This is a genomic window from Achromobacter sp. T5-5, from assembly GCF_055397965.1.
Genome location: NZ_AP027919.1, coordinates 94,261 through 109,306 on the forward strand (window position 1 = coordinate 94,261; position 15,046 = coordinate 109,306).

Annotated in this window: 14 protein-coding genes and 1 pseudogene; 6 read left to right on the forward strand and 9 right to left on the reverse strand. The window is 56.8% G+C overall.

Annotation, left to right across the window (positions count from 1 at the left end; genetic code table 11):
- Window positions 1-170: 170 nt before the first annotated feature.
- The 4 genes from ACZ50Q_RS00450 to ACZ50Q_RS00465 all read right to left on the reverse strand — a co-directional run bounded on the left by ACZ50Q_RS00450 (window position 171) and on the right by ACZ50Q_RS00465 (window position 3,415).
- Window positions 171-1,079 carry a LysR family transcriptional regulator gene (locus ACZ50Q_RS00450; protein WP_464080192.1) on the reverse strand — a complete coding sequence of 303 codons (909 nt, stop codon included), beginning with the start codon at window positions 1,077-1,079 and terminating at the stop codon, window positions 171-173.
- A gap of 100 nt (window positions 1,080-1,179) precedes the next feature.
- Window positions 1,180-1,443 carry a hypothetical protein gene (locus tag ACZ50Q_RS00455; protein ID WP_464080193.1) on the reverse strand — a complete coding sequence of 88 codons (264 nt, stop codon included), beginning with the start codon at window positions 1,441-1,443 and terminating at the stop codon, window positions 1,180-1,182.
- A gap of 25 nt (window positions 1,444-1,468) precedes the next feature.
- The gene (locus ACZ50Q_RS00460; RefSeq protein ID WP_464080194.1) at window positions 1,469-2,242 is read right to left on the reverse strand and encodes an SDR family oxidoreductase; all 774 of its coding nucleotides are present in this window, start codon (window positions 2,240-2,242) and stop codon (window positions 1,469-1,471) included.
- A 207-nt stretch (window positions 2,243-2,449) separates the two neighbouring features.
- On the reverse strand, window positions 2,450-3,415 hold the full coding sequence (locus ACZ50Q_RS00465) for a Bug family tripartite tricarboxylate transporter substrate binding protein (RefSeq protein WP_464080195.1): 966 nt from the start codon (window positions 3,413-3,415) through the stop codon (window positions 2,450-2,452).
- 228 nt (window positions 3,416-3,643) lie between these two features.
- Between ACZ50Q_RS00465 and ACZ50Q_RS00470 the strand changes: the two genes are divergently transcribed.
- The 6 genes and pseudogenes from ACZ50Q_RS00470 to ACZ50Q_RS00495 form a co-directional block, all read left to right on the forward strand.
- A complete protein-coding gene (locus tag ACZ50Q_RS00470) occupies window positions 3,644-4,837 on the forward strand; it encodes an acetylornithine transaminase (protein ID WP_464080196.1) in 1,194 nt (397 codons plus the stop codon).
- A 122-nt stretch (window positions 4,838-4,959) separates the two neighbouring features.
- Window positions 4,960-5,286 (forward strand): hypothetical protein, encoded by a 327-nt coding sequence (locus tag ACZ50Q_RS00475; protein ID WP_464080197.1) that lies wholly within the window; start codon window positions 4,960-4,962, stop codon window positions 5,284-5,286.
- A gap of 51 nt (window positions 5,287-5,337) precedes the next feature.
- The gene (locus ACZ50Q_RS00480) at window positions 5,338-5,976 is read left to right on the forward strand and encodes a class I SAM-dependent DNA methyltransferase (protein ID WP_464080198.1); all 639 of its coding nucleotides are present in this window, start codon (window positions 5,338-5,340) and stop codon (window positions 5,974-5,976) included.
- A gap of 119 nt (window positions 5,977-6,095) precedes the next feature.
- Window positions 6,096-6,527 (forward strand): hypothetical protein, encoded by a 432-nt coding sequence (locus tag ACZ50Q_RS00485; RefSeq protein WP_464080199.1) that lies wholly within the window; start codon window positions 6,096-6,098, stop codon window positions 6,525-6,527.
- A gap of 41 nt (window positions 6,528-6,568) precedes the next feature.
- Window positions 6,569-6,883 (forward strand): helix-turn-helix domain-containing protein, encoded by a 315-nt coding sequence (locus ACZ50Q_RS00490; RefSeq protein WP_464080200.1) that lies wholly within the window; start codon window positions 6,569-6,571, stop codon window positions 6,881-6,883.
- Between the two features lie 38 nt (window positions 6,884-6,921).
- Window positions 6,922-7,342, forward strand: a pseudogene (locus ACZ50Q_RS00495) (transposase); the annotation flags it as partial.
- 436 nt (window positions 7,343-7,778) lie between these two features.
- On the opposite strand, the gene ACZ50Q_RS00500 reads toward ACZ50Q_RS00495, so the two are convergent.
- The 5 genes from ACZ50Q_RS00500 to ACZ50Q_RS00520 all read right to left on the reverse strand — a co-directional run bounded on the left by ACZ50Q_RS00500 (window position 7,779) and on the right by ACZ50Q_RS00520 (window position 14,660).
- Window positions 7,779-8,723, reverse strand: coding sequence for a hypothetical protein (locus ACZ50Q_RS00500; protein WP_464080201.1), 945 nt, complete (start codon window positions 8,721-8,723; stop codon window positions 7,779-7,781).
- Window positions 8,724-10,727: an ORC-CDC6 family AAA ATPase gene (locus ACZ50Q_RS00505; protein ID WP_464080202.1), complete on the reverse strand. Its 2,004-nt coding sequence runs from the start codon at window positions 10,725-10,727 to the stop codon at window positions 8,724-8,726.
- Window positions 10,728-10,730: 3 nt separating this feature from the next.
- Window positions 10,731-11,681 carry a phosphoribosyltransferase-like protein gene (locus ACZ50Q_RS00510; RefSeq protein WP_464080203.1) on the reverse strand — a complete coding sequence of 317 codons (951 nt, stop codon included), beginning with the start codon at window positions 11,679-11,681 and terminating at the stop codon, window positions 10,731-10,733.
- Window positions 11,682-11,686: 5 nt separating this feature from the next.
- Window positions 11,687-13,120: a hypothetical protein gene (locus ACZ50Q_RS00515; protein ID WP_464080204.1), complete on the reverse strand. Its 1,434-nt coding sequence runs from the start codon at window positions 13,118-13,120 to the stop codon at window positions 11,687-11,689.
- Between the two features lie 391 nt (window positions 13,121-13,511).
- Window positions 13,512-14,660, reverse strand: coding sequence for a PIN domain-containing protein (locus ACZ50Q_RS00520; RefSeq protein WP_464080205.1), 1,149 nt, complete (start codon window positions 14,658-14,660; stop codon window positions 13,512-13,514).
- Window positions 14,661-15,046 lie beyond the last annotated feature (386 nt).

Sequence of the window (15,046 nt, forward strand, 5' to 3'; positions counted from 1 at the left end):
CGTTGCACACCAAGTCGGTATACAAAGAGAGTCAACGCAAGTTCCATGCCATGTTCAAACGTGGGGAGGCGGCGCCGGGCGGTCCCTTGAATGCCCACTTTTGGTGCAGCCGATGCGCCGCGGACGGGCGCCTTCGCACCGGTTTGGACCGGCTCTGCCGTCCGCGCTGCTCAGGCGTCCACGTAGGCCGCCATCAAGCCTTCGAACCACTCCTGAAACGCGGTCAGACGCCGCGACCGCTGGCGGCGATGGGGATACAGCAACGACACCGGCATGGACGCCGCGCGCGCCGTGGGCATGACCTCCACCAATTCGCCCGCATCCAGCAGATGCTGGACGTCGAAGCGCGGAATCTGGATCAGGCCCAGCCCGGCGAGGCAGCACGCGATATAGCTTTCGGCATTGTTCACGATCACCCGGCTGCGCACCGGGTCCTCGCGCACGCCGCCGTCGGGCAACCGGGTTTCCCAGGGCAGCTCGCGTCCGGTCTTGGGCGACGCATAGCCCACCGCCCAGTGACCATTAAGCAGGTCTTCCGGCCGCTGCGGTTCGCCGTGCTCGCGCAGGTACCCCGGACTGGCGCAATTGATCAGCGAAATGCTGCCCAACGGCCGCACCACCAGGCTGCTGTCGTGCAAGGCGCCAATACGCACCGCGCAATCCACGCCTTCCTGCACCAGATCGATGGCCCGGTCGGTGGCGCTGAGAACCACCTGCAGGCGCGGATGGCGGCGCAGCAGCCCGGGCAACTGCGGCGCGATCAGCCGCCGCGCCACGCGGCTGGGCACGTCGATGGTCAGCCGGCCGGACGCCTGGCGCTCGCTGGCCTGGAACAATTGATCGATGTCTTCAACGTCGGCCAGCAGCGGCAGCACCCGCTCCAGCAGTTGTTCGCCATCGGCCGTCAGCCGCACCTGCCGAGTCGTCCGATGCAGCAGCCGCACGCCCAGCTGGGATTCCAGTTGCTGGATGGCGGCGGACACCGAGGCGCGAGGCGCGTCCAGCGCGTGGGCCGCCTTGATGAAACTGCCCATCGCGGCAACCTGCGCGAACACGCGGTACTGATCGAATCGGTCCATGGGCGGCCTGTGCAAATGCAAAAGGAAAGCGTGCGCCATCCCGTTGCCCGGGCGCGCACGCAAGGCATCAAAAGCATAGCCGCATTCACATCGGCCCTTGTCAGCCGTTGCGCCAGATCGCCAATGCGGCCAGCGCCGCCGGAACCAGGAACACGATCACCAGGATCGGCAATTCCTCGCGCACGCTATAGCCGGCGTGCGTAACGCCCACCCACATATTGATGAGCGCCACCACCAGCCATACGGGGATGAACGCCTTTGCTGCCAGGGCCAGGGCCGCCGCGTCGCTGCCCCACAGCTTGCCGAAGAGCAGGAACACGCCCAGCAGCACCGCCCCGCCTCCGATGACCATCGCCACATGCATGCCGTTCTCCTTCGTCCTATGTCGCCTACTTGGTCGTATAGCCGCCGTTGATGAGGATAGTCTGCCCCGTGATCCACCAGCCGTCGCTCACCAGATGCCGGATGAACGGCACCACGTCCTCGATATCCGTCAGCCCCGTCTTGCTGAACGGCGACAGCGCCGCCGCGGTCTTGTGATACGCCACGGCATCATCGCCCTCGGCCGGGTAGAAGAACGGCGTATCCATCGGACCCGGCCCCACCGCCGTCACCGAAATCCCCCGCGCCCCGAACTCCTTGGCCGCCGCGCGCGTGTAATGCTCCACCGGCGCCTTGGTGCCCGCATACGCCGCATAGAACGGCGTAAACGCGCCCAGCAGCGACGTCACCAGCGTGCACACCTTGCCATTGTCATTCACGTGCCGGCCCGCCTCGCGCAGAAAGAAGAACGCCGTCTTGGAATTTACCGCCGTCATCTCGTCGTATTCGTCCTCGCTGATCTCGGTGAAGGGCTTCTTGAGCACCTTGCCCACCGTATTGATCGCGATATCCGGCCGGCCCACCGCGGCCACCGCATCGGCAAACAGCTTCTCCACCGCCGCGGCCGTCGTCAGATCGCCCTGCAGCGCCACGGCCTTCGCGCCCGCCGCCTGGACCGCCGCCACCGTCGCGTCGGCATCGGCCTTGGACGCCGCGCTGTTGTAGTGGATCGCCACCGCGCGGGCGCCCTGCTCGGCCAGGTCGCGCGCAATCAGCCCGCCCAGGTTCTTCGCCCCGCCCGCAATGATCGCGACCTTGCCCTTGATCGTATGGTCCGCCATGGAAATCTCCTTCATGTGTTTCACGTGTCGATGGAGATTCGAGCTTAGGCAAGCGTGGTGGGGCGATAAACCGGCTAGGGCTGGATGGATCATCCAGAAAAACCGCCCAATCGCGGCGCGCGGGGTTGGCGGTGTCCAATAACCGGCAATAAAAAAGCCGTCCCTTATCCAGGGACGGCTTCCAGCAACGTCAATCGCAACCCGCGCTCAATCCACCTGCGCGCCCGACTGTTTGACCGCCTTGCCCCACTTATCCACTTCCGAGGCAATAAACTTCCCCGTCGCCTCAGGCGTCAGCGGCATCGGTTCCGCACCACGATCCCGGAAGAACTTCTGCATCTCCGGCGTATTCAACACCTGCCCGATCTGCTTGCTGAGCGCGTTGGTGATCTCCGCAGGCGTGTCCTTGGGCGCCAGCACCGCCGCCCAGCCAATCGCCTCAAAGCCCGGATAACCCGACTCCGCCACCGTCGGCACATTCGGCAACTGCGGCAGCCGCTTGGCCGTCGTCACCGCCAGCGCCACCGCCTTCTTGCTCTGCACGTGCGGCAGGCCCGCCGTCACCGAATCCACCATCAGCGGGACCTGGTGCCCCAGGAAATCCGCCTGCGCCGGACCGCTGCCCTTGTACGGAATATGGCGAATGTCGATATCCGCCGCCGCCTTGAACATCTCGGCCGACAAATGCTGCGTGCCGCCGATACCCGCGCTGGCATAAGCCAGCTCGCCCGGATTGGCACGGGCCTGCTTCACCAGCTCTTGCAGCGACGTAATGCCTGACGCCGGCGTCGCCAGGAACATCAGCGGCACCGAGAACACGCCCGACACCGGCGCGAAATCCTTGGTCAGGCTGTAATTGATGTTCTTGTACAGCGTCTGGTTCACCGCCGCGGCGCTGCCCGCGATCACCAGCGTGTAGCCATCGGGCGCGGCGCGCGACGCCTGCTCCATCCCGATATTGCTGCCCGCACCCGCGCGGTTCTCCACCACGATAGGCTGCTTGACTGCCGCGCCCAGCTTCTCGGCCAGCGCGCGGGCGAAGATGTCGGTCGCCTGCCCGGGCGGGAACGGCACGATCAGGCGAATGGGACGGTCGGGAAATTCCGCGTGGGCGGGGGCCATGGCGGCGGCCAACGCCAGGCCAGCGGCAAGACTGGAAAGAATACGTTTCATGATTGGTCAGTAAAAAGCGACGGCGGACTGCGCGCGAGGGGCGCATCGCCTGCATAAAATAGAGCGCCCGCGCTGGCAGCCCTTATGAGGCCGGCCCGGGGCAGATTGGGGGGGTAGCGTCACGATAGCATCCCCCCGTCGGTGCTACATTTGCCTTTTCGCGCTTCCCCCCGGGGAATTCCCCGAAATTTCCCTCATCCCCTGTCCTTACATCCCGCAGGAACCGCCATGGAATTCAGCCAGTTCAACGTCGACACCCTCATGGAGATCACCTCCCGCCCGGACCTCGTGTTCGTCAGCGGCAAGGGATCCTGGCTGGAGGATCACGCGGGCAAGCGATACCTGGACTTCGTGCAGGGCTGGGCGGTGAACACCCTGGGCCACTCCGCGCCCGAAATGCAGCGCGCGCTGGTCGAACAGTCGCAAAAGCTGATGAACCCGTCGCCGGCGTTCTACAACATCCCGTCCATCGAGCTGGCCAAGCGCCTGACCGGCGCGTCGGACTTTGACCGCGTCTTCTTCGCCAACAGCGGCGGCGAAGCCAACGAAGGCGCCATCAAGCTGGCGCGCAAGTGGGGCCAGGTCAAGAAGAACGGCGCCTACAAGATCATCACCATGAACCACGGCTTCCACGGCCGCACCCTGGCCACCATGTCCGCGTCGGGCAAGCCGGGCTGGGACAAGATGTTCGCCCCGCAGGTCGAAGGCTTCCCCAAGGCCGAACTGAACGACCTGGAATCCGTGCGCAAGCTGATCGACGACAAAACCGTCGCCATCATGCTGGAACCCGTCCAAGGCGAAGGCGGCGTGCTGCCCGCCACCAAGGAATTCATGCAGGGCCTGCGCAAGCTGGCCGATGAAAACCAGCTGCTGCTGATCGTCGACGAAGTCCAAACCGGCATGGGCCGCACCGGCAAGATGTTCGCCTACCAGCACTCCGACGTCATCCCCGACATCATGACGCTGGCCAAGGGCATCGGCGGCGGCGTGCCGCTGGCGGCTCTCCTGGCCCGCCAGGACGTCTGCGTGTTCCAGCACGGCGACCAAGGCGGCACGTACAACGGCAACCCCCTGACCACCGCCGTTGGCGTTGCCGTGTTCGACGCGCTGGTCGCGCCGGGCTTCATGGACTCGGTCAATGCCCGCGCCAAGCAACTCTCCGAAGGCCTGCTGGCCCTGTCCGCCAAGTACGGCATGAAGGGCGAACGCGGCATGGGTCTGCTGCGCGCGCTGGTCATGGATCGTGATGATGGTCCCGCGATTGTCGAGGCTGCGCGTAATCAGGCGCCGGAAGGTCTGCTGCTGAACGCGCCGCGTCCGAATCTGCTGCGCTTCATGCCCGCGCTGAATGTGACGGCCGAGGAAGTGGATTCGATGCTGAAGCAACTGGACGCGCTGATTGCGCAGGTGCGTAAGGCTTGATGAAGGTTAGAACGTAGTGAACGCAGGGGCCGCGATTATGCGGCCCTTGTTTTTTCTGGTTGATTGGATCGCGGTTGGGGTTGGTTTTGCGGCTGCGGGTTGGGACACGTTAAGGGAATCGAATGGACGCGAAGGAATTTGTCGGCAACTGGAATGCGCTGCGCGGTGAGCTGTTGGAGACGTTCATGGCGGCGGATGGCGGGAGTGCCGTCGCGGCCAAGGTGCGGGGGCTGGGGTTGTCGGCGGCGCAGCTTGACGGTGTGCGTGGCGTTTTGGATCTGGCGCTGCGGGACACGATGTATGCGCTGCTGCTGGGGTTGGATGGGGCGGGGAGTATTGGCGATAGCCAGGAGCAGTTCACCATCGCGGGTGAGGATGGGGTGGTGATTGAGGATATTGAAGCGGAGGCTTGGGAGTGCTTCCGTGGGGATTCTGGCGTTTGCGGTTGATGCGCTCGCCGAGGGTCTGAGTTTTTCGGTCGACGTTACGGGAGTTTGAAGATGTCCAAGTCGCCTGCTGATGATGTGGTGTCGATCTATCGGGATCATGCCGACGCGTTTGTGCGGCAGCGTGGGACGGGGCTGATCGAGCGCGCGTGGCTGGATGCGTTTCTGGCGCTGCTGCCGGGAGCGAGTCCGCGGGTGCTGGATATTGGGTGCGGGTTTGGGGTGCCGATTGCTCAGTATCTGATTGAGCGTGGGCGCCGGGTTACGGGTGTGGATACGTCGGTGCCGCTATTGAACCGGGCGAAGGCGGCGTTTCCTGGGCATGAGTGGGTTGCTGCGGATATGCGCAAGATGCCCATTGCGGGACCGTTTGATGGGTTGATCGCTTGGCATAGCTTCTTTCATTTGTCGCCAGAGGATCAACGGGGGATGTTCGGGGAGTTCGGGCGGCTGGCTGCGCCGGGGGCGGTGTTGATGTTTACGAGTGGGCCGGGGTTGGGTGAGGTGATTGGGGAGTTTGAAGGGAGGCCGCTGTATCACGGGAGTTTGGAGGGGGCGGAGTACCGTGGCTTGCTGGCCGCAAATGGGTTCGAGGTTGTGCGGCATGTGGTGGAGGATGCCGGGTGTGGAGGGGCGACGGTGTGGTTGGCGAAACGAGTTGGAGCTAGGGAAATGACTCGCCTGGAACGCTGAGGCGAGGTCTACATCAAGCAGGCAGGCGCATCAGGAATGAATGGGTTGAGCGGAAAGCACTGCTCCATCGTCTGATATTGGCGCCTGCAGAATTCATCAATGAAGGATGGTTCGCCAGAATGAGCGGCTCCCTGCCGCTGCCTGGACGCCGAGCACGTTCGCCGGCCGTGGCTCGCGAGCACTCAGCGTGTCCAGGCATGGTGGCCAACCTCCATGCAGTTGCTATTTATACGCAACTTACGTATATTGATGAAAGCTCTGTTCATAGAATTGCCCGCGTTCTCGCGTTCTCGCGCTATCGGGCCGAGTACCTGGATGACGACGCTTTTCTTGACCTGCAACACGCAATGATGAAGCACCCCGCAGCGGGTGACGTCATTGAGGGCACAGGGGGGCTGCGCAAGCTGCGCCACGGCGATCCCCGCCGTGGCAAAGGCAAGCGCGGCGGTCTCAGAGTCATCTACTACTGGTGGGACGGCGGGTCGCAGTTTTGGCTGTTTACCCTGTTCGACAAGGACGAAATGAAGGATCTGTCCGCCAGAGCGAAATAGGCGCTCAAGGGCATGCTCGAATACGAAAGGAAGATTAGGGTATGAAGAAGCGTGACTTGTACTTGGAGATCGCTGAAGGGTTTGAGGCGCTAGCGGAGGCGCGGGAAGGCAAGCGGACGCTGCGCACGCATAAGGTTGAACTGAAGCCTGCACCCGAAGTGACGGCAGAAGATTTGTTGGCGTTGCGTGAACGGTTGAAGCTGTCGAGGCAGGTGTTTGCGCACTATCTCCGGACCAATCCTCGGACGGTCGAGAATTGGGAGCAAGGACGGGCAAAGCCGAATGCGCAGGCGGCGCTTCTGATTCGCCTAGTTGAGAAGTTTCCGGATACGGTAGAGCGGTTGGCGGAAGTCTAGGGCGCCATAAGGGACCTTACTGGAATCCGCGAGCGCGTCTGATCCGCAACAGGCCGGATTACGGGGGGAGGGACCGCAAGGCTTTGGCCGCCGCCATCGAACAAACGGCCGAGCACGCTGCAAACGTTCGCCGATGGGCCCTGGGATCATCAAATACCCAACGATCGTCCAAGCCTGGCTGCGGGCCTGGGAGAACGTCACACCGTTCTTCGTCTCCCCCCCCCTGACATCAGGCGCGTGATTTACACAACAAACGCCATAGGAAGTTTGAACACGCAGTTACGCAAGTTCATCAAGACACGGGGGCACTTTCCCAACGATGAGGCCTCCATCAAGCTCCTATGGCAGGCGCTACGCAATGTACTGGCCAAGTCCGTTAGGGCGCCTTCGACTGGAAAGCCGCCTATAAACCCGCTTGCTACGCTGTACGGCGAACGGTTTGCTGGGGCGCGGGGATAACAACCTTTAAAACGCATCGCCCAAAAAATACAGACAGGTTAAAGGGCTATTAGGCCGATTTCCTGGATGCGGGTTACGTAGAAAGAGTTCCCCTGTCAGGCATCTTTGGTCATGACCGCGACTGGTTTATCTCAAATGACATCGCCTTCTACGCAATGTTTGATGTTGAAGATCTAATCCTAGTTCAAAACACCTAGCATGGATTTCCGGATTCCCCGGATTGGCTTAGCTTCAAGGCCGACGGGAGAGATTAGTGCGCCATGGTCGCATTGAGGCCATTCTCCTGGCTCGCCGGATATGTGGGAAATGCCGGAGGTGATGTGATTCATGAGCCCCTCCGTCTCCACTTCCACGCCAACATCGAGCCGTTCCGGGCTGAAGCGCTTGTCCGCGACCCCTGAACATGAGGCATTCTCGCGCTGAGAGGAATGTCCCGTTAGGTTAACTCCACTTCGTACGACCAAAGGCGTTTAAGTCCACTACTCGTTTCACGGGAGTAGGTTAAGCATTCGGGTAGCAGAATTGCGCACCTACCGCGCGCTCTTCCTTCCAACAGCCAATAGAGGCTCATACCGAGCACTTGAGCTTTTGTCGAGAGAGGCGACAAGAAAATGTTCTCCCCACTACCTTGTCGGTCTATGTGCCGCACGCGCTCGCTAATCATAGCTGCGGTTGCAAAAGGATCGTTCGCTGGTGCGAAGAAGCGGTTGTTAATCCAATCGTCCTTCAGCACTATTTCACCGCTCTTTTCCGCACGAAGTGCACTTTGCTGATACATATCTGCGCTGAGAGACGGGAAAGCAAAGAGAGGATGTGTTATTACGTTGTTCTTATATGAAAAAACTTGGCTGATCAGCTGGTGGTCATAGCCGACGCCTAGGAGAAGATGGTTTTTCCCGCTGCCAGGAGATCCGTACATACCCCTTATAGGGCGAACGACGTCTGAGGTAGTCGTGGCGAACTGAGTTTCCTCCTGTTTTGAATAATGAATGGGCTCTGAGTAAATAGCCGTGAAAGATTTGACTCCGACATGGGCCAATTTCGGAATCAGGAACGCGAGCGAGTTCCTCATAAATCCGGTTATGTCTATACATAGAGAACGCGTTTGCAGATCGGGGGTGGCGTTTAGCAGCTGGTTAATTTGAGCGACTTCGTCTCCCATTGTCGGCGAGACGACGGCGTGTCCCAGCGGATACTCGATTGGCGTGTATTGATACTCAGGGTGAACGAGCCAAACTTTCTCTCTTGCTTCAATATGATCGAATGCCGTCTTAACCCTATCACTAGAATTGTACGCCGAAATGAGAACGTCAAATCGTCCTAACTCCTTTCTTAATCGGTCAACCTGAATGCTTCTGCGATAGAACAGCGAGTATTCCATTTAAAACAAAGCCTCCTGCCTTAAATCCGTCGATGCTGGTGTAAAAGGCAAATTCCATCTGTTTTGGAGGTTCTTCAGCAAGTGTTCAAAAGAATCCTTTGAATTTTGATCAAAAATCGCGTTGACAACTTCGCCGCTTAGACTGATGTCGCCTCTACGCGCAGTGGGGAGCCCCCACCGAGCAGAAAGCATCGGACTAAGTTGTATCTTGCGACGAATTAACTGGTTATTTCTATCGATCCTTCCCTCCGAAATTTCTTGAATCAGGGAATAGTTGATCGCAAATTCGAGCATTCTTCGGCCTGCCGTAGTCAGCTCGTCGTTGTTAAAGCTAACAGCAAGGGGAGAAACTTCGGGGATGTTGAGAGCATATCTTGCCGTTCTGAGAACTTCAGCAAGTCGAATCGTGGCCTCCCTGGCGAAAATAGAAGCCTGTCCATAGTTCGAATCGCTCTCAAACACGAATCTTGCTGCCTCGATAGCTGCGTCCGACTGAATTTCGACGGGAATTTTATTGCCGGCTCGGATGTCAATTTCTTTAAAGCTAGCTATTTCATAAACCTTGGCTAGCAACACTAAAAGGTTTCGGGGGTTGTGTGACGAGATCTCAACTAATGAATTAAATCCGGCATAGGGAATCATTGCGTCACGTCTCTTGGATTCCCTGCAAATCTGCGCGAATATGTCCAGTTTCCAATGCCCAAGTGCTGTGCGATACGACGACTTATCAGTGGGTCCTCTGTCGCGAAATTCGAGGTAATCTTCTCTGATGCCTTTAGCGACAGCTACAGGACTTCCGGTACGCCGGAGCTTTTTGCAGAAGAGCAGCACATTCAGACGTTGGAAAAGTGGCGGCAACTCCGCCGTCAATATTTCAATGACATTATCCACTACCGACGAATCTAACAATTGGGGAATCGCACTCTTGGCTGCAGCCTCGCGGAACTGCTTAATAAACCTAGAGTCGGCTAGCGCCATGGAATGGCGCTCGACATATTCCTCAAAATCAGTCTCTTCAAAAGCCTCTCGAGGATCGAATGCGGCGGATACTCCGTGGCTGCCCCCGATACGCTTCGCGATGAATTTTTTGGCAAATTCTGAATAATTCTTCCAAGATCGCAGAATCTCGTCTAATCGGATGACAGAGAATTCTGAGCCCTCTCGATTCTCCTCCCCTTCGGACACTGTCGCCAACGTCTTTCTAGCATATAACCGTCCGGTGAGACGAAAAGAGGCTCGTCCCTCCGCATATCGAACTAATGTGTTGACAACCTCTTGCTGCCGAACGGTGAAATTTTCAATTTCATCGAGAACATAAATGAGGTGCAAACTCCGAAATTTCGGATGCCACTGCTTCAGCGCCGCACCAAGTGGTAGGCTGAGGCCGCCCATAGAAAACGGAAGATGAAGATCCACTTTTTCAGAAAATGCGGCAGCGTTGATCGCATCGTCAATTCTTCGCAACCAATCCTGTGTCCATTCCAGGAGGTCGTCAATGTTGCCAACTTTTCGAAATCCCTCGTCTGAGCTTCCGATGTTCTTCGCGAGTAAATCGATTAGCGCTTTATCGTCAAAGCGATCGTTTGAACTGCTTCGTTTGACATCTAATAGGGCGTCAAAAGCCAATTCCGCCAAACGAAGCTCAAGATGAGTCGAAAACAACTGCTGCCAGGCGGGAGCAGCGCCACTCGCCATTTCAAACCGCGGTGCGTCAATATTCGTAGTTCGAAGGAAGACCGCTAGACACCCTGATTCTTCCACGATAGAAAGGCCGGTCTTTTTTGGCTGTCGCTGGCGAGATACCTGATAGCTTTGATAGCGGAGTAAATGTGTCTTCCCTGTTCCTTTGCCCCCAAGAATATATTTTGATTCGAGTGAGCGCGGCTCCAAAATAGTGGTCATTCGGCTCCCGCCAACGTCGACCCAAAGTTCATTTATTTGTTTGTCTGTGTATTCCGACGCGCGCGTTAGGGCGAAAGGATTGGAGTCGTCTACTGGGTACATGGCTTAATAGACCTTGTCGTAGCGAACGAAGATTGGGCTCCAGGGAGTATGGCGCCCTTCGTTCCAATAAATTGGCAGGGTGTTATCCGGAGTGTTGTGCGTAAACCCAAGCATAAGCTGCCCCTCTTTATACCCTGCGGAATGGTTCGGAAATAGAACCTGGCCGTAATGCCGAACCATTCGTTCGAAGGTACGATTATTGAAGGTCCTCAGAAGTTCGCGGGGAAAATAGCGCTGTGTATCATTGAATACTTTGTATGTATCATCCAATTCGAATAGACAACTTGCCTTACCATCAAACATATTTTGATCATTTAACGTCCGCAACCCTTGAGTAGTCGCAAACAGACACATAAATCGCAGGTCAAGATGTGGATTAGCTTTCCTGATTCGACGGAGCTTTGCGGACAAGTAGAGTGTCGATTGCTCGGCGGACCCTACCACGTCGTCAAAGAATACGTATCGAGACGCAGATAAGTCGTTCGCCTGCAATGCGGCAGTTCGCCCTCCCGGCCGAACCTCATTGAACGCCGCCGCGAGATCAACAAAGAGCTCTTTTGAAAGGCGGTTAATTTGACGAAAATAATATAAGAGATGCGAGCCGCTCTCAGAAGGGTTGCCTACACCAATAAAACGGGTGGACTTCAGCTCCTGCTCAAATTGGGAAAAGAGTAACGTAGCATCCCGGGTGTCATTACTGTTTCGACGGAGGCGCTGAATAAGGGGGGCCTCAAATTGGTCCCGGTACACGGAACGAAGCATCTCCCGAACCAGCCGCTTTCCAAAATAGATGAAGCGAGTAAGTGCAATCAGACCATGTTCTCGTTCATCATCAACCGTAGCGGTCTGGCCTGTAAAGTTCGCCATCCAGGCTTGGACTTGACTCCACGTCACTTCACGGTCCCACGCGTGTTCGACGAGGGTTTGCAACATACGATCAATATCCGAATTCATTATCTTTATTTCCGGAACATCAAGATAGTTTCTCCCGCAATCATAGCGGCACTTGTATTGCGTGCAGTCATCAATCCTCTTGAATGGATGCGATCTACGAGGGCAAGTTCTAAGGAAAATCCGAGCTCGAGCATAATCTCTGTCACGAAACAGTCATTATCCACCTGATAACCTGCTACGGTGTTATTCCCTATTACTAGCACTGCGTGCCCGTTGGGTTCCGTCACTCTCCATATCTCGCACAAAGCATCGCCTAGTTCTTTAAAATAGGTCTCTGTGATCGCCCCTCGAATACTATTCTTGGCGCGTATGCGTTCAATGAGTTTTTGAAAATCTGGCGAGAGATCGTTTGTCCTATGATCTGCCCTCATTCCACTTCTCGTCGATAGGTGTTCCCTACCGATTGATCTGCCTTCGAGAGAGGCAAGCTCACCGGGCGAACACAAGGAGAGCCAATTAAGAGCCAAACTCGACGCCCTTATATACTTCTGCGCACTCCCATAGGGTGGGGAGGTGACAGTCAGTGGAACTGACGCCGCAGGCAATCGGTGGGAGTGAGCGTCGACTAACTGCCGCGCATCAGTGCCAACCACTCCCGCGCGCATCCTGCCAGGTAGGGCAAAATTGGCTGCCCGTACGCGCCCAATGTTGAGCTGTACGACCCTGTTGAACTCTTCAACTGGCGACACAGATTCAAGCCACGCAAGATGCTCGCGGACTTTGCCGTTCGCTGACACGGAAAGGGAAGGTTTTTCCTTTATTCGGACGGGTACGTTAACAGCGGGATCGGCATAGCTTAGCCGGCGCGCAACCACGGAAAAACAAACTCTAAAAAAATCGCGCAGATCCTCGTCTTCCACCTCCATCACCGCGCGTAAGATCCTCTCGAGGCCAGCCTTTTTAGAAGGTGAGTACCATAAGTTCTCATTTACGACGGGAACAGGCTTAGCGGTACGTAATCTAGAAATCCTCTTCCGGAGAAGTCGCGCCGCCTCTGTCAGGTCAACGGTCGCGTATGGCGTGGTTTTGACCTTTGTCAGTAGGAGGGCGAATGGATTCGCGTCCGCGACAATTGGGCTCATCCCCGCCAACGACGCTTCGAGTCCGACAGTTCCTGAACCACAAAAAGGGTCGAGGACTCTTTGTCCCGGTGTGCAAAGGGAACTAGCACGGACAAAGAAATTCGCGATATGCGGAAGTAGCTTTGCGGGATACGGATGAATTTGATGGGTAAGCTGATCTCCCGGGCGTACCCAAGACGCTAGGTCGCGGAAGGTGACGGCTACCGGCGCCCCCGAGGTGCGATATCGTCGCTTTAGATCTTCCAAAAGAAGGGTTGTATCGATCGAATCCGGGCGTTGCGATGCCGCCTCCGGGATCGTCGAACACCCAATCTCTCTGGCGCATACGGGCGAGCGGCGACGATCAGCAGATCGCATGTGCGCGCTCAACCGTATCGGGCGAAAAGATTTGGCTTTGCAGCCCAATTCCCAAGTGGGGGGGGGCGAAGTTGGTCACTGAATTTCTAGAACTTTTGAAGACGTTAGGATGCTACAACAACCGTTCCGCGAGAGACAGTGGGCATACCGCGACAAAGTACGCTGGGCCGGTGGCATTGCAGAAAAAATCGCCGGGAAGAAGAGCAGTCGAAAGTCCGGTCCGGTAGACGGTCGGACGGACCTACTTGTCAATTGCTAGCCTCGGAAGTGTTACTAGCTTTTCAGTGGCTCCGTCGGGCCAATCCCATATTCCGGACGTTCGGGCCTCTAGGGGATCAAAGGACTATTACTGCTGTGGGGCAGACGCCGAACCACTGCAGGATTATTTTAGTTAACCCATATCCGGATTTACCTCTCCCACCTTTACCCGGTAGTCTCCGCGCGCGATATCGACATTAAAACTCCACTTGGCTGGATCCGTGTCGTCCAGCGCGTCTGAACACGTTACAAATGCGTTAACTTGAACCTCGTGCATGACATTGACGGTACTTGATGTCAGCGTTAGTTCCTCTTTGTCGACGGAGTCCCACACATAAAATGTCACGTCCACATCAACGTCGACAGTTAGATGAGCAGATAGTTCGACTACCCATGTCGCGCGGTTTGAAATGTCATTCCAAACTTTTGTAGATCCAGCATCCAGTTTGAAACTATGGAGGTTCGCCGAAATGAAATCCGTTTCCACGCGCGACACAATCGAGCAGGTCGCATCTTCAACGTCCCATTCCGCTTCTTGCACATGCTCAATTAGCGCATTGTGCAATGTTTCATAGAGTTCAGAATCTAGATTGTCTACGGATTTACGAAGATGCGCGGTTATTGCTTCCGCGTGAGCGCCGGTTGCCTGGAATAGCTCGCTTAATTCGTCAAGCGATTCGACGTGATAAAGGTTCAGAGAATGTTCAGCGAATCGCTTCGCCCCGCCGTCTTTCGACGCCACTATCCCCAAGGTGCTTTCGTTGTCTGCGTACTGCTCGAGCAATAATAGCGAGGCTGCGTCCGGAAACTCAGCTTTCTTATCCTTTTTTTCTTCAAAAGGCGGGCTGATATTAAAATAAAGCTCGAACAAGCGAGCGGCGAGATCATTTCCTTCAATGGGGAGGATACCGCCGCGAATCTCCGCAACGTATTTCTCAATGCGATTGCGGAACGTGGTTTGGGCTGACGCTACTACATCAAGTTGGGCGAATAGGTTTGCAATTTCACCCGTCGGTATATCGCCAGCTCTCTTCAGTACAGCGACAGCACCTAGAACTTTCTCATGCGCTTCCGCGACCGGTTTGAGTAGATGGGCAATGATCTCCCTTGCGACGATCTCAGTAATAAGTAATTTTATCGTCGCGGGCGTTACTTTAGGCAACAGCCCAAGTATTCCTTCACTGAATCGGTATCCGGCTGCTTGAATTAGATCGGTGTCGATCGAAAAAAACGAGACAGTTCCGTCCCAAATTTCTGAAGCTTTTGGATGTCCGGTCGGCATTATCTATCTCGGCAAAGGAGTCGTCGTTCGCGCGATATGCTACCAAACGAATGAGCCCAATGGGTAAGCGACGCAGAAAGTAGGTCGCAATGGCTCCAGGGCGCGCAAAAATCGTTCATCCTGGGACCCGCGTCGGTGATCTCAGCGGGCACAAAATGGCCTTACGCTCACACCCGCTCGATCAGCCCGTCGCGAATTTATCTCTATTCACGAAAGGACCTGTTTCGCGCCGTATACTCCCCCGACTACCGCCACCAACGGTAGCCCGGTGTGGAAGCCGGTGAATTCGTCGGTGTTGACCTCCAAGTCAGCACGCCTTTGCACGCCCCAATGGGCGGGCCTCGGCAGGGGTGCGCTAGTCGCACGCCGGTTCCGACGATCCGGTC

What these genes read in the sequence shown, in the direction of transcription:
- ACZ50Q_RS00455 (WP_464080193.1), bottom strand. Translation starts at nt 1,443, where the DNA reads ATGCATGTGGCGATGGTCATCGGAGGCGGGGCGGTGCTGCTGGGCGTG.
- ACZ50Q_RS00520 (WP_464080205.1), bottom strand. Translation starts at nt 14,660, where the DNA reads ATGCCGACCGGACATCCAAAAGCTTCAGAAATTTGGGACGGAACTGTC.
- ACZ50Q_RS00490 (WP_464080200.1), top strand. Translation starts at nt 6,569, where the DNA reads ATGAAGAAGCGTGACTTGTACTTGGAGATCGCTGAAGGGTTTGAGGCG.
- ACZ50Q_RS00510 (WP_464080203.1), bottom strand. Translation starts at nt 11,681, where the DNA reads ATGAATTCGGATATTGATCGTATGTTGCAAACCCTCGTCGAACACGCG.
- ACZ50Q_RS00450 (WP_464080192.1), bottom strand. Translation starts at nt 1,079, where the DNA reads ATGGACCGATTCGATCAGTACCGCGTGTTCGCGCAGGTTGCCGCGATG.
- ACZ50Q_RS00470 (WP_464080196.1), top strand. Translation starts at nt 3,644, where the DNA reads ATGGAATTCAGCCAGTTCAACGTCGACACCCTCATGGAGATCACCTCC.
- ACZ50Q_RS00480 (WP_464080198.1), top strand. Translation starts at nt 5,338, where the DNA reads ATGTCCAAGTCGCCTGCTGATGATGTGGTGTCGATCTATCGGGATCAT.
- ACZ50Q_RS00500 (WP_464080201.1), bottom strand. Translation starts at nt 8,723, where the DNA reads ATGGAATACTCGCTGTTCTATCGCAGAAGCATTCAGGTTGACCGATTA.
- ACZ50Q_RS00485 (WP_464080199.1), top strand. Translation starts at nt 6,096, where the DNA reads ATGAGCGGCTCCCTGCCGCTGCCTGGACGCCGAGCACGTTCGCCGGCC.
- ACZ50Q_RS00465 (WP_464080195.1), bottom strand. Translation starts at nt 3,415, where the DNA reads ATGAAACGTATTCTTTCCAGTCTTGCCGCTGGCCTGGCGTTGGCCGCC.
- ACZ50Q_RS00475 (WP_464080197.1), top strand. Translation starts at nt 4,960, where the DNA reads ATGGACGCGAAGGAATTTGTCGGCAACTGGAATGCGCTGCGCGGTGAG.
- ACZ50Q_RS00505 (WP_464080202.1), bottom strand. Translation starts at nt 10,727, where the DNA reads ATGTACCCAGTAGACGACTCCAATCCTTTCGCCCTAACGCGCGCGTCG.
- ACZ50Q_RS00515 (WP_464080204.1), bottom strand. Translation starts at nt 13,120, where the DNA reads ATGCGATCTGCTGATCGTCGCCGCTCGCCCGTATGCGCCAGAGAGATT.
- ACZ50Q_RS00460 (WP_464080194.1), bottom strand. Translation starts at nt 2,242, where the DNA reads ATGGCGGACCATACGATCAAGGGCAAGGTCGCGATCATTGCGGGCGGG.